The 12,119-nt window shown below is 72.1% G+C and carries 15 protein-coding genes; 9 read left to right on the forward strand and 6 right to left on the reverse strand.

The features are described from left to right. The first annotated feature begins 51 nt into the window (after nucleotides 1–51). Both BJ993_RS22995 and BJ993_RS23000 read left to right on the forward strand, forming a co-directional pair. Nucleotides 52–1,215 (forward strand): steroid 3-ketoacyl-CoA thiolase, encoded by a 1,164-nt coding sequence (locus tag BJ993_RS22995; RefSeq protein ID WP_179651481.1) that lies wholly within the window; start codon nucleotides 52–54, stop codon nucleotides 1,213–1,215. Nucleotides 1,216–1,275: 60 nt separating this feature from the next. Beyond that, entirely contained in the window at nucleotides 1,276–2,709 is a 1,434-nt protein-coding gene (locus tag BJ993_RS23000; RefSeq protein ID WP_179651483.1) for an NAD(P)/FAD-dependent oxidoreductase, read from the forward strand. A 12-nt stretch (nucleotides 2,710–2,721) separates the two neighbouring features. Here the strand turns inward: BJ993_RS23000 and BJ993_RS23005 are convergent, their stop codons facing one another. Further along, entirely contained in the window at nucleotides 2,722–3,600 is an 879-nt protein-coding gene (locus BJ993_RS23005) for an SDR family oxidoreductase (protein ID WP_179651485.1), read from the reverse strand. After that, complete coding sequence (locus tag BJ993_RS23010) at nucleotides 3,597–4,397, reverse strand: SDR family oxidoreductase (RefSeq protein WP_179651487.1); 801 nt, start codon at nucleotides 4,395–4,397, stop codon at nucleotides 3,597–3,599. Before BJ993_RS23010 ends, BJ993_RS23005 begins: the two co-directional genes overlap by 4 nt. Before the next feature lie 40 nt (nucleotides 4,398–4,437). Here BJ993_RS23010 and BJ993_RS23015 point away from each other — a divergent pair, with 40 nt between their 5' ends. Genes BJ993_RS23015 through BJ993_RS26690 form a run of 4 tightly spaced genes read left to right on the forward strand, consistent with a single transcriptional unit; the run spans nucleotide 4,438 to nucleotide 7,950 of the window. Beyond that, a complete protein-coding gene (locus BJ993_RS23015; RefSeq protein WP_179651489.1) occupies nucleotides 4,438–5,196 on the forward strand; it encodes an enoyl-CoA hydratase family protein in 759 nt (252 codons plus the stop codon). Continuing rightward, complete coding sequence (locus BJ993_RS23020; protein ID WP_242530227.1) at nucleotides 5,193–6,089, forward strand: CoA transferase subunit A; 897 nt, start codon at nucleotides 5,193–5,195, stop codon at nucleotides 6,087–6,089. The genes BJ993_RS23015 and BJ993_RS23020 overlap by 4 nt, the downstream gene beginning before the upstream one ends. After that, nucleotides 6,086–6,886 (forward strand): CoA-transferase subunit beta, encoded by an 801-nt coding sequence (locus BJ993_RS26685; protein ID WP_036546051.1) that lies wholly within the window; start codon nucleotides 6,086–6,088, stop codon nucleotides 6,884–6,886. The genes BJ993_RS23020 and BJ993_RS26685 overlap by 4 nt, the downstream gene beginning before the upstream one ends. Continuing rightward, entirely contained in the window at nucleotides 6,883–7,950 is a 1,068-nt protein-coding gene (locus BJ993_RS26690; RefSeq protein WP_179651491.1) for an NAD(P)H-dependent flavin oxidoreductase, read from the forward strand. Before BJ993_RS26685 ends, BJ993_RS26690 begins: the two co-directional genes overlap by 4 nt. A 22-nt stretch (nucleotides 7,951–7,972) precedes the next feature. On the opposite strand, the gene BJ993_RS23035 is transcribed toward BJ993_RS26690, so the two are convergent. Continuing rightward, complete coding sequence (locus tag BJ993_RS23035; RefSeq protein WP_179651493.1) at nucleotides 7,973–8,518, reverse strand: hypothetical protein; 546 nt, start codon at nucleotides 8,516–8,518, stop codon at nucleotides 7,973–7,975. Nucleotides 8,519–8,644: 126 nt separating this feature from the next. Between BJ993_RS23035 and BJ993_RS23040 the strand changes: the two genes are divergently transcribed. Further along, on the forward strand, nucleotides 8,645–8,884 hold the full coding sequence (locus BJ993_RS23040) for a hypothetical protein (RefSeq protein ID WP_179651494.1): 240 nt from the start codon (nucleotides 8,645–8,647) through the stop codon (nucleotides 8,882–8,884). Here BJ993_RS23040 and BJ993_RS23045 read toward each other — a convergent pair. Beyond that, a complete protein-coding gene (locus BJ993_RS23045) occupies nucleotides 8,875–9,870 on the reverse strand; it encodes a GNAT family N-acetyltransferase (protein WP_179651495.1) in 996 nt (331 codons plus the stop codon). The genes BJ993_RS23040 and BJ993_RS23045 overlap by 10 nt on opposite strands. Before the next feature lie 53 nt (nucleotides 9,871–9,923). Here BJ993_RS23045 and BJ993_RS23050 point away from each other — a divergent pair, with 53 nt between their 5' ends. Further along, entirely contained in the window at nucleotides 9,924–10,271 is a 348-nt protein-coding gene (locus tag BJ993_RS23050) for a hypothetical protein (RefSeq protein ID WP_036546062.1), read from the forward strand. Nucleotides 10,272–10,290: 19 nt separating this feature from the next. On the opposite strand, the gene BJ993_RS23055 is transcribed toward BJ993_RS23050, so the two are convergent. Next, nucleotides 10,291–11,124: an immunity protein Imm33 domain-containing protein gene (locus tag BJ993_RS23055; protein ID WP_179651496.1), complete on the reverse strand. Its 834-nt coding sequence runs from the start codon at nucleotides 11,122–11,124 to the stop codon at nucleotides 10,291–10,293. A gap of 55 nt (nucleotides 11,125–11,179) precedes the next feature. On the opposite strand from BJ993_RS23055, the gene BJ993_RS23060 reads away from it, so the two are divergent. After that, entirely contained in the window at nucleotides 11,180–11,887 is a 708-nt protein-coding gene (locus BJ993_RS23060; RefSeq protein ID WP_179651497.1) for a PilZ domain-containing protein, read from the forward strand. A 13-nt stretch (nucleotides 11,888–11,900) separates the two neighbouring features. Here the strand turns inward: BJ993_RS23060 and BJ993_RS23065 are convergent, their stop codons facing one another. Beyond that, nucleotides 11,901–12,077, reverse strand: a complete 177-nt coding sequence (locus tag BJ993_RS23065) for a hypothetical protein (protein ID WP_179651498.1) — start codon at nucleotides 12,075–12,077, stop codon at nucleotides 11,901–11,903. Nucleotides 12,078–12,119 lie beyond the last annotated feature (42 nt).

Consider the following 12,119-nt stretch of genomic DNA (forward strand, 5'->3'; position numbering starts at 1 on the left):
GCGAGCGGGACAGAACGAGAACGTGTTCTAGTTCGGTGCTATCGTGGGCCCATGGGCAACCCTGTGATCGTCGACGCCGTCCGCACTCCCCTGGGCAAGCGGAAGGGCTGGCTGGCCGGCCTCCACCCGTCCCAGACGCTGGGCTTCATCCAGGCCGAGGTGCTCCGCCGCGCCGGTGTCGACCCCGCGCTGGTCGAGCAGGTCATCGGCGGCATCGTCACCCAGGCGGGCGAGCAGTCCAACGACGCCGTACGCCGCGCATGGCTCTACGCCGGCCTGCCGATCGCGACCGCCGGCACGGCGCTCGACGCCCAGTGCGGCTCGGGCCAGCAGTCCACCCACCTGGTCAACGACATGGTCGCCGCGGGCACGATCGACGTCGGCATCGCCTGCGGCGTCGAGATGATGTCGCGCATCCCGCTCGGCGCCAACGTGCCGCCCGGCATGGGCGACCCGCGCCCCGCCGACTGGTCGATCGACATGCCCAACCAGTTCGAGGCGGCCGACCGGATCGCGCGCAACCGCGGCATCTCGCGCGCCGACCTCGAAGTGCTCGGCCTCGCCTCGCAGGCCAAGGCCCGTGTCGCCGTCGACGAGGGCCGCTTCAAGCGCGAGATCGCCGCCATCGAGGCGCCGGTGCTCGACGACGAGGGCAACCCGACCGGCGAGACCCGTCTCGTCGACACCGACCAGGGCCTGCGCGACACGACGGCGGAGGGACTCGCGTCGCTGCGCAGCGTGCTGCCCGACGGCCTGCACACCGCCGGCACCTCGTCGCAGATCTCCGACGGCGCCGCGGCGCTGCTGATCATGGACGAGGACAAGGCGCGGGCTCTCGGCCTCACCCCGCGTGCCCGGATCAAGGCCCAGTGCCTCGTCGGCTCCGACCCGTACTACCACCTCGACGGGCCGATCGACGCCACCCAGCGGCTCCTCGACCGGACCGGCATGGCGATCAGCGACTTCGACATCTTCGAGGTCAACGAGGCGTTCGCGTCCGTCGTACTCTCCTGGGCCGGCGTCCACGGCGTCGACCTGGACAAGGTCAACGTCAACGGCGGTGCGATCGCGCTCGGCCACCCGGTCGGCGCCACCGGCGTCCGGCTGATCACGACCGCGCTGCACGAGCTGGAGCGGCGCGACGCCTCGACCGCCCTGATCTCGATGTGCGCGGGCGGGGCGATGGCGACTGGCACGATCATCGAGCGCATCTAGGGGCTCACGGCCGGCAGAGGGTCTTGCCGTGACGCCGCGTCACGGCAAGACTCCTGCGCTATGGGCTCCCGTCACCATGTCGTCGTCGTCGGCTCCGGCTTCGGCGGTCTCTTCGCCACCAAGGCGCTCAAGCACGCCGACGTCGACGTCACGCTCATCTCGAAGACGACCCACCACCTGTTCCAGCCGCTGCTGTACCAGGTGGCGACGGGCATCCTGGCCCAGGGCGAGATCGCGCCGCCGACCCGCGAGGTGCTGGCGCGCCAGGCCAACGCCCGGGTCGTCCTCGGCGAGGTGAGCGCGCTCGACCTCGAGGCGCGCACGATCACGTCCGACATCCAGGGTCGCGTGCACCAGCTCTCCTACGACTCCCTGGTGGTCGCTGCCGGCGCCGGCCAGTCGTACTTCGGCAACGACCACTTCGCCGACTTCGCCCCCGGCATGAAGACGATCGACGACGCGCTGGAGCTTCGCGGCCGGATCTTCGGCGCCTTCGAGCTGGCCGAGCTCGCCGAGACGAAGGAGGAGCTGGCGCGCTACCTGACCTTCGTCGTCGTCGGCGCCGGCCCGACCGGCGTCGAGATGGCCGGCCAGATCGCCGAGCTCGCCCACAAGACGCTGCGCCACGACTTCCGCAGCTTCGACCCCCGCCAGGCGCGGGTGGTCATGGTCGACGCGGCGCCGCAGGTGCTCCCGCCCTTCGGCGCCAAGCTCGGCGCGGTCGCCCAGCGCTCGCTGGAGAAGCGAGGCGTCGAGGTGCTGCTCGGCGGCATCGTGACGAGCGTCGACCAGTTGGGCATCGAGCTGCAGCACAAGGACGGCACGACCACCCGGATCGAGGCCGCCACCAAGGTCTGGGCCGCGGGCGTCCAGGCCTCCCCGCTGGGCAGGCTCCTCGCCGAGCAGACCGGTGCCCAGCTCGACCGCGCCGGCCGGGTAGCCGTCAACCCCGATCTGACGCTGCCGGGCTACCCCGAGGTCTTCGTGATCGGCGACATGATGGCCCTCGACAACCTCCCGGGCGTCGCGCAGGTCGCGATCCAGGGCGGCAAGTACGCCGCGCGGACGATCACCCGTCGCGTCGAGCAGAAGGCTCCGCCGGCGCCCTTCAAGTACTTCGACAAGGGCTCGATGGCGACCATCTCGAGGTTCAGCGCCGTCGCGCTCGTCGGCAGGCTGCGCCTCAGCGGCTTGCTGGCCTGGTTGATGTGGCTGGTGATCCACCTGCTGTACCTGACCGGCTTCAAGAACCGCTTCAGCGCCCTGCTGCACTGGCTGGTGACCTTCGTGAGCAACAGCCGCTCCGAGCGCACCGCGACGGCGCAGCAGATCTATGCCCGACTGGCCATCGGCCGGCTCGAGGGAGGTACGGCGTCCGTCGCCTCCTCCCCCGCGCACTGGAACGAGCTGCGTGCCGAGCTCGAGGCCCGGGCGGCCGAGGAGACCCGCCTCACCGACAGCGGCGAACGCGGCGCCCGGGTGGACGCCGGCTGACCGACCTGCCGCTCAGGCGCCGTACACGGGCTCGGGAGTGGGCGCCTCGGCGAGCAGCTCGCGCAGGGCGGGGCCGACCTTCTCGGCCTCCCAGCGGCCGCCGGCGTCCCGGGACGGACCGTGCGACCAGGCGTTCTCGACGGTCACGACGGAGCCGTCGACCTCGATCACCCGTCCGGTGACGTCGCCGGCCTCCTCCGACGCGAGCCAGGCGACGATCGGCGAGTTGTCCTCGGGCAGCGCCATCGCGGAGGTGTCGAACGCCCCCTCGGTCATCCGCGTCTTGGCGACCGGGGCGATCGCGTTGACAGTGACGCCGACGCGTCCCAGCTCGGCAGCGGCGACGAGGGTCATCGTGGCGATGCCGCCCTTCGCGGCGGAGTAGACGACCTGGCCGATGGAGCCCTGGAGCCCGGCGCCCGACGTCGTGTTGATGACGCGCGCCGCCCGCTGGCGGCCCTCCTTCGACTCGGCGCGCCAGTAGGCCGCGGCGTGGCGCAGCGTGGCGAAGTGGCCCTTGAGGTGCACCCGCACGACCGCGTCGAACTCGTCCTCGGTCGCGTTGACGAGCATCCGGTCGCGGACGAATCCGGCGTTGTTGACGAGGATGTCGAGGCCGCCGAAGGTGTCGACGGCCTGCTGCACCAGGGCGGCGGCCTGCTCGAAGTCGGCGACATCGGCACCGTTGACCACGGCCTCGCCCCCCATCGCCTCGATCTCGGCGACGACCTCGTGCGCCGGCGAGTCGGTCTTCTCGCCGTTGTTGGAGACGCCGTAGTCGTTGACGACGACCTTGGCCCCGTGGCGGGCCAGCTCCAGGGCGTGGGCCCGGCCGATCCCCCGGCCTGCGCCGGTGACGATCGCGACGCGGCCTTCGAGAAGCTTGCTCACTGGGACTCTCCTTGGTTGCTCTTGCTGTTCTGGGTGCTCTGGGTGCTCTGGGCGATGTAGAGGAAGACGGGCTGCTCGCCGCCGCCGTGGCAGGCGACCCGCGCCCCCGAGACGTACGACGCCAGGTCGCTCGCGAGGAAGGCGACGACCTGTCCGATCTCGGCGACATCGGCCATCCGCCCCGCGGGGATGGTGGCCTCGATCGCGGCGACGGTCTCGTCGCCCCCGTAGTGGTCGGCGGTGTCGGCCGTGCGGACGAGGCCGACGTCGATCGCGTTCACCCGCACCCGGGGGCCCCACTCCTGGGCCAGCGAGGTGGTCAGCGAGTCGACACCGGCCTTCGCGGCGCCGTACGCGGCCGTCCCCGGAGAGGGGCGCACGCCCGACACCGAGGAGATGTTCACGATCGAGCCGCCGCCGGGCTGTTCCTGCATGACCCGGTTGGCGGCCTGGCTGACGAGCAGCGACGACATCAGGTTGAGCCCGACGATCTTGTCGTGGAACCGCGGCGACGCGGTCGCGGCCGGTGCGAAGGGAGCGCCGCCGGCGTTGTTGACCACGACGTCGAGCCGGCCGTGGTCGGCGACGATCCCGCTCACCAGGACCTCGACGGACTCGGCGTCGCGGACGTCGCACAGCCGGTGCGTCGCGCCCGCGGGCGGCTCGGCCTCGGAGCGGCCGCAGGTCACCACGGTCGCGCCGGCGGCCAGCAGGACCTCCGTGATGCCGCGGCCGATGCCGCGGGCACCACCGGTCACCAGCGCGACGCGCCCGGTCAGGTCCAAGGTGAGAGCCATGGCGGGAGCATACCAAGCAAATGCTTGGTAGGGTGCCTCCATGCCCATCACCAGCGAGCTCCGTGACGACGGGATCCGCCTCGTCACCATGAGCGCTCCCCCGGTCAACGCCCTCACCGTGCAGGGCTGGTTCGACGTGGCCGCGGCCCTCGACGAGGCCAGCGCGGACCTGGCGACGAAGGTCGTCGTGCTGCGCGCCGAGGGCAAGGGCTTCAACGCCGGCGTCGACATCAAGGAGATGCAGAACACGACCGGGTTCGACGCGCTCCTCGGCGCCAACAAGGGCTGCTTCGCCGCGTTCAAGGCCGTGTACGAGTGCTCCGTCCCGGTGATCGCGGCCGTCAACGGCTTCTGCGTCGGTGGCGGCGTCGGGCTGGTCGGCAACGCGGACTGCGTCGTGGCGAGCGACGACGCCTACTTCGGCGTACCCGAGGTCAACCAGGGCGCCCTCGGTGCCGCGACCCACATGGCGCGACTGGTGCCCCAACACATGATGCGGACCCTCTACTTCACCGCCCGCACGATCCCGGCGAAGGACCTCGTGCAGTTCGGCTCGGTGCTCGAGGTGGTGCCCCGTGACGAGCTCGACGAGGCGGCGCTGCGGGTCGCCCGCGACATCGCCGCCAAGGACACGCGCGTCATCCGCGCGGCCAAGGAGGCGCTCAACGGGATCGACCCGGTCAACGTCAACAAGTCCTACCGCTGGGAGCAGGGGTTCACCTTCGAGCTGAACCTGATGGGCGTCAGCGACGAGCTCCGCGACGAGTTCGCCGGAACCGACAAGGGGAGCAACAAGTGAGCAGCCGCAAGCCCCGCGACAAGCAGATGACGATCGACGAGGTCGTCGCGTCGCTCGAGGACGGGATGACGATCGGCATCGGCGGCTGGGGCCCGCGGCGCAAGCCGATGGCGCTGGTCCGCGCGATCCTCCGCTCCGACCTGAAGGACCTGACCATCGTCAGCTGGGGCGGCGCCGACGTCGGCCTGCTCGCCCGCGCGGGCAAGATCCGCAGGCTGGTCTACGCCTTCGTCAGCCTCGACTCCATCCCCCTCGAGCCGAACTTCCAGCGAGCGCGCCAGACCGCGTCCATCCCCGAGGTCGTCGAGCTCGACGAGGGCATGTTCCAGACCGGCCTCAAGGCCGCGGCCGAGCGGCTGCCCTTCCTGCCGATGCGCGCCGGCCTCGGCTCCGACGTGCTGGTCAACAACCCGTGGATCAAGACCGTCACCAGCCCGTACGACGACGGGGCCGGCCACGAGGAGCTCGTCGCCGTGCCCGCGCTGAGGCTCGACGTGGCGCTGGTCCACCTCAACCGCGCCGACGTGCACGGCAACGCCACCTATCTCGGCCCCGACCCCTACTTCGACGACCTGTTCGCGATGGCCGCGGACCGCACCTACCTGTCGGTCGAGCAGATCGTCGACACCGCCGGCCTCACCGTCGACACCCCCGTCCAGCGGGTGCTGCTCAACCGGATGATGGTCACCGGCGTGGTCGAGACCCCCAACGGTGCGCACTTCACCAACTGCGTCCCCGACTACGAGCGCGACGAGCGCTTCCAGAAGGCCTACGCCGCCGCCGCGGGCGGGTCCGACGAGGACTGGGCCGCGTTCGAGGAGCGGTTCCTGTCCGGCGACGAGGCCGCCTACCAGGCCGCGGTCCAGGCGTTTGCAGAGGAGAGCAGCAAGTGAGCACCGACAGCCCCGCCAACGAGCAGATCACCCGGGCGGACGTCTGCGCCGCCGCCATCGCCGACGCGTTCGCCGACGACGGCGAGATCTTCGGCAGCCCGATGGGGATGCTCCCCATGCTCGGCGTCCGGCTCGCCAAGCTCACCAGCAACCCCGACCTGGTGATCTCCGACGGCGAGTCGCTCTTCCTCTCCGGCGTCCCGCCGCTGTTCGCCAAGGGCGACGTGGTCGAGGGCTGGATCCCCTTCCGCCGCGTGTTCGACGTCGTCGCCTACGGCAAGCGCCACGTGATGATGGGTGCCACGCAGGTCGACCGCCACGGCAACCAGAACATCTCCGCCATCGGCCCCTTCTCCCAGCCGAAGCGCCAGCTGCTCGGCTCGCGCGGGGCGCCCGGCAACACCGTGAACAACCGGACGTCGTACTGGGTCCCGAAGCACTCGCCCCGCGTCTTCGTCGAGCAGGTCGACATCGTCTCCGGGGTCGGCCCGAAGCGGGCCAGGGAGGCGGGTCCCGGCGCCGCCCGCTACAACGACATCCACCGGATCGTCAGCAACCTCGGTGTCTTCGACGTCAAGGGCGCCGACGACACGGTGCGGCTGCTGTCGGTGCACCCGGGCGTGAGCGTCGACGAGGTCGTCGAGGCCACCGGCTTCGCCCTCGACCTCCCCGCCGACCGCTCCGAGGTGCCCACGACCCGCGAGCCGTCGTACGAGGAGCTCGTGATCATCCGCGAGATGCTCGATCCCAAGGGCCTGCGCTTCCGCGAGGTCCCCGAGCCGGAGGCCGCGAAGTGATCGGGCAGCAGCTCCGCACGCCGTTCACCGACCTCGTCGGCGTCCCGCACCCCGTCGTCCAGACCGGCATGGGCTGGGTCTCCGGTCCGCGCCTGGTCTCCGGCACCGCCAACGCCGACGGCCTCGGCATCCTGGCCTCCGCGACGATGACCTTCGCGGAGCTCGAGAAGGCGATCATCGAGACCAAGGGCCGCACCGACAAGCCGTTCGGCGTCAACCTGCGCGCCGACGCGAGCGACGCCGCCGACCGCTGCCAGCTGCTCATCGACCACGGCGTCAAGGTCGCCTCCTTCGCGCTGGCCCCCAAGCCGGAGCTGATCGCCAAGCTGAAGGAGCACGACATCGTCGTGATGCCGTCGATCGGCGCGGCGAAGCACGCGAAGAAGGTCGCCTCGTGGGGCGCGGACGCCGTGATGGTCCAAGGCGGCGAGGGAGGCGGCCACACCGGCCCCATCCCCACCACCCTGCTGCTGCCGACCGTGCTCGACGCCGTCGACATCCCGGTCATCGCGGCCGGCGGGTTCTTCGACGGGCGCGGCCTCGCGGCCGCCCTGTCGTACGGCGCCGCCGGCGTCGGCATGGGCACCCGCTTCCTGCTCACCCAGGACTCCGCCGTGCCCGACGCGGTCAAGCAGCTCTACCTCGACCGCGGCCTCACCGACACCGTCGTCACCGCCAAGGTCGACGGCATGCCGCACCGCATGCTGCGCACCGATCTCGTCGAGTCCCTGGAGGAGACCTCCGCCGTCCGGCGCCTCGGCCCGACGGCCCGCCGCACGCTGGAGTTCAAGAGGTCGTCCGGGATGTCGTGGACCGCGCTCCTCAAGGACGGCCGGGCCATGAAGAAGGCGCAGGGCCGCACGCTCGGGCAGATGGCCCTCGCCGCCAACACGCCGACCATGCTCCGCGCCGGCCTCGTCGAGGGCGACACCTCCGCGGGCGTGCTCGCGAGCGGCCAGGTCGTCGGCGTCATCGACGACCTGCCGACCTGCGAGGAGCTGGTCGACCGGATCGTCGTCCAGGCTGCCGCGGAGCTGAAGCGCGCGTCGTCGTACGTCGTGTGAGGCTGCGCCTTGCGGCCGGCGCTCAGCTCTCGGGGCCGAGCACCTCGCCGCACCCGCAGGCGGCCTGGATCGCCGGAGCCAGGTCGACATTCGAGCCGGTCGTCTTGACGTAGGCCTCGCCCGGGATGTGGAACACGGCCCGCCCGACCAGGTCGTCGGTGGCCGCGGCGAAGTTGTCGGCGTAGTTGTCGGCACCGACGACGTAGTCGAAGCGCGGGATCCCCGCGCAGACGAAGCGGACGTACTCCCCGTCGGCCGACGAGCCGATGCTCTTGTCCTCCGTCTCACCGGTCTCGCAGGAGGACCGATCACCGTCGGAGGTGCTGGCCAGCCAGAGCGCCTTCACCTCCTCGTACGACGGCAGTTCGCCCGCGGCACCCGGATCGGCGGCGCCGGTGTCGTCGCTCGACCCGGCAGGGGGCGAGGTGGGATCCGACGTGGCATCAGAAGCCCCCTGGCTCGTGGCCTCCGAGGTGGGATCCTCCGCGGCGTCGCCGTCATCGGAGCCGCAGGCCGCCGAGGCCAGGAAGAAGAGGACGGTGACGCTGGTCGTGGCAAGACGTCGCACGGGAGGTCCTTCCGAGGGGGTGGCAGGAGGCTAGCGCGCCGCCCGGGTCGTCCGTGGCGCTTTGCCGGCAACCCAGCGGCCGCCTGTGTCGGCCCCCTCCCCTAGGGTCACCCGGGTGATCCACCGATGAGCAAGCTCGATGCAGTGCGCGCGATGCGCGAGGCCCGCTACGCCGAGGCGCAGACGCGCGCGGGGGCGGCGAGGCCCGCACCCCGACGGGCCCCCGGGCCTGCCTCGAAGCCCAGCATTTCTCCGGCTCCCGAGCCGACGGCGAGCGACGAGGAGCTGTGCGGCCACCGCAACATCGGCGGCCGCACCTGCACCCGCGAGCGCGGGCACGCGGCGAAGACCCACCGCTACGGCTGATCGAGCGGGCGCTGGTAGGCCCACTCGCGGCCCATCACCCGGTAGCCGAGGACCTCGTTGACCCCGATCATGTGGTCGTTGGACTCGGCGTTCCACGTGTCGATGAGCTGGAGCTGCGGCTCCTCGGCCGCGAGCCAGCGCAGCATGTCGGTCTTGAGGAGGAGCCCGAGGCGGTGGCCGCGGTGCGCGCGCGTGACCGAGGTGTCGTGCTGGTGGCCCCGCTCGGGGTGGTCGATCTCGACGGCGACGACCGTCTGCGCCGCGAGGTCGCCGGTCGGCAGGTGCCGGGCGACCAGGCGGTAGAGGCGCTCGCGGCGTCCTGCTGCGGCCACCTCGTAGGCCCGCATCCGGGCCCCGGTGAAGACCTCGTCCTCGTAGTCGAGGTCGTCGAGCGGGGCGTCGTTGATCGCGGCGGCCATCTCGGCCAACGCGTCGAGCCGGTCGTCCGGCGTCGGGACCGGCCACCTCTCGATCACGTAGTCGGCGCCGTACGGGAGCGCGTTGTCGTAGCGCCGGGTCAGCTCGGCCCAGTCGACGTCGGCGAGGACCTGCCGACGGTTGATCGACGCCAGCTTGCGCTCGAACCCGTGGTGCGTGGCGAACGCGTGGCCGGCCTCGGTGTCCCACGCGTCGGCGACGATGCTCGTGCGGCCGAGACCACGTGCCTCCTCGAGCAGGTGGGTCAGCATCGTCGTACCGTGCCCGCGGCGACGGTGTGCCGGATGCACCTCCACGTGGATGAAGGCCAGGTCGAGGTTGTCGTACTCGCTCGTGGCCAGCGAGCCCCACGTCACCGCCTCCCCGTCGCTGGTGCCGAGGTACGGCGTCTCCGGCTCACCGTCCCAGCCGTGCTCGAAGCGGTCGGCGCCCTGACGTGCCGTCGTGGGGTGCGACCACGGCGCGTCGACCGCGGCTGCGGCGTTGACCAGGTCGGCCCACTGCTCGAGCTCGGCGACGTCGTCGGGCCGGAAGGGCTTGATGTCCATACCGGCCAGCATGCGACGCCGGAGGGCCGCTCGCCACTGGATATCCTTGGGCGGTGAACCAGCAGTCCCCCGCGCGCCGGCGCCACCTGATGGACCCGAACGCGCCCCGCAAGGCTCCTGACCCGAAGGACCTCGAGCGGCTGCAGCGGGTGCAGCGCCGGGTCATGTCGGTGCTGCTGGTCACCACGGTCCTGCACCTCTCCGTCGGCCTGGTGATCGCGGCCGACCACGTCGACGAGGACCGACTCGACGCGCGCATCGGGCTGAACGTCATCGCGACCGCGTTCATGGTCGGCGGCATCGCGGCCACGCTGCTGATCAACCACAGGTCGTGGAAGTCGCCGTGGCTGCTGCTCGGCCTGCTGCCCGGCATCGTCGGCATCTGGTGGACGGTGCTCTGAGCCGGCCCGGCAGGCCCGGTCAGTCGACCAGCTCGACCTCGTAGAGGTCGTCGACCCCGTCCCCGACGGAGAACGCCCATCCCACGGGCAGCGCGAGCCGGGCCAGGATGTCCGGGTGCGCCCGTGACGCCTCCTGCACCGTCACGATGTCGAAGCCGACCGTCTGGGCCACGGCCTCGAAGTCGTCGCCGCGGAAGAAGACCCAGCCGGTGTCCCGTCGCTCGGGGGCCGGCTCGAACCGGGCCCCCTGCAGCACCCCGGACCCACCGGGCACGTCGCGCGCCAGCAGGGCGAGCCCGAACGGCGACGGTGGCTCGGCCCGGACACCCGCGCGGTCGCAGATCGCCTGCTGATCGCTTCGAATGCGCGGGCGGGCGCCCGGGTCGACGGGCGTGGCGGAACCCGCCGGTCGCTCGTCCTGGGCCGCCATGCGCTCGGCGAAGGCGAGGTGCTCGGCCAGCTCGGGGCGCACGTCCCCCGTGGCGATCAGGTGGGTCAGGGGCAGGCTCAGCGGATCGAGCACCTCCAGGCTGGTGTGGGTGGCGTAGGGCTGGTTGTCGAGCAGGCACGCGACCCGATCCCCCTGCCGCCCCGTGACGACCGCCCACATCCGCTCGACATGCGTCACGAGCACCGGCGCACCCGAGGGGTCGTAGGGCGCGAGGCCGTCGCGCGAGAAGTCCGCGATGTCGACCAGCCGGAACATGGCGCGCACGAGACTGCCCGGCTGCAGCCGGTCCAGGTCGTCGGCGCTGGGCAGCTCGAAGGTGTCCGGGTGCTCGGCGGCCGTGGGGCGGGGATCCACGAGCTCCCACCCGCCGCGCGCCAACAGGTCCCCGAGATCCGCGTCCATGCACCCATCGAACCACGCCGCTCAGGTCGCGCCCCCGGGTGCCGACGGGAACGGCATGTCGACCTCGCGCCCGGCCACGACCGCAGCAGAGGTGCACCCGGCGCTGCTGCAGGCCGTCGCGATGACGCTGCGTCCCACCGTGGGCGAGCCGGTGGACGTCGAGACGCGAGTCCTCGACGTGGAGCCGTACGGCGAGAGCGGCACCGCGCTGGTCGTGGCCTGCCCGGACGGGCTCGATCCCGACGAGCACCACTTCGACGCCAGCGTCACCTGGACCTATCCCCTCGGCCGGATGGTCTGCCCGGTCAGCACCCGGCCGGCCCAGCGCCACTACGGCCGAGTCTGGCTGCTGCGCCCGTCCGCCGCGCCCACGCGGCTCCAGCAGCGCACCTTCTTCCGCGCCCGGCTGGCGGTCCCGGTCGCCCTGACCTGGCCGCTCCCCACCGACGAGGCCGCGGACGACGACGAGGCGGACGAGCACGCCACTGCGCCGACCAGCCTGCTCGGGGTCGCGGTCGACCTCAGCGAGGGCGGTGTGCTGGCCGCGACGCAGGGCCCGGTCCCCGATCCCGGCACGCGGGTCGAGGCGACCATCCGCATCGACGGCGACAACCTCGCCCAGCCGGCCCGGGTGGTCCGCCACGTCCGGTTCGCGGGCGGCGGCGTGGGCGTCGCGGTCTCGTTCGCCGACCCGACCGTCCACGGCGACCGGATCCGGCGTGCCGTTTTCGAGACCGAGCGCCGGCGCCGCCGGCCGCGCTGAGCGGCCAGGCGGCTCAGGCGGCGTGGCGGTGGTGGGTCAGCTCGGCGACCCCGCCGGCGAGGCGTCGTACACCGTGCTCGTCGGTGGAGCCGCGCGACCAGAGCGCGGCGATCGAGCGGCCGGCGAGATAGCCGATGGCATACGTCCCGAGGACGACCAGCGGGATCTGCTCCGCGCGTCGGTGGTTCATGACGTCCCCCTCTCCCCGTGTCCGGTCCCATCGGCAGGACCG

This window comes from Nocardioides aromaticivorans, assembly GCF_013408525.1.
In the GTDB taxonomy this organism is placed as follows: domain Bacteria; phylum Actinomycetota; class Actinomycetes; order Propionibacteriales; family Nocardioidaceae; genus Nocardioides; species Nocardioides aromaticivorans.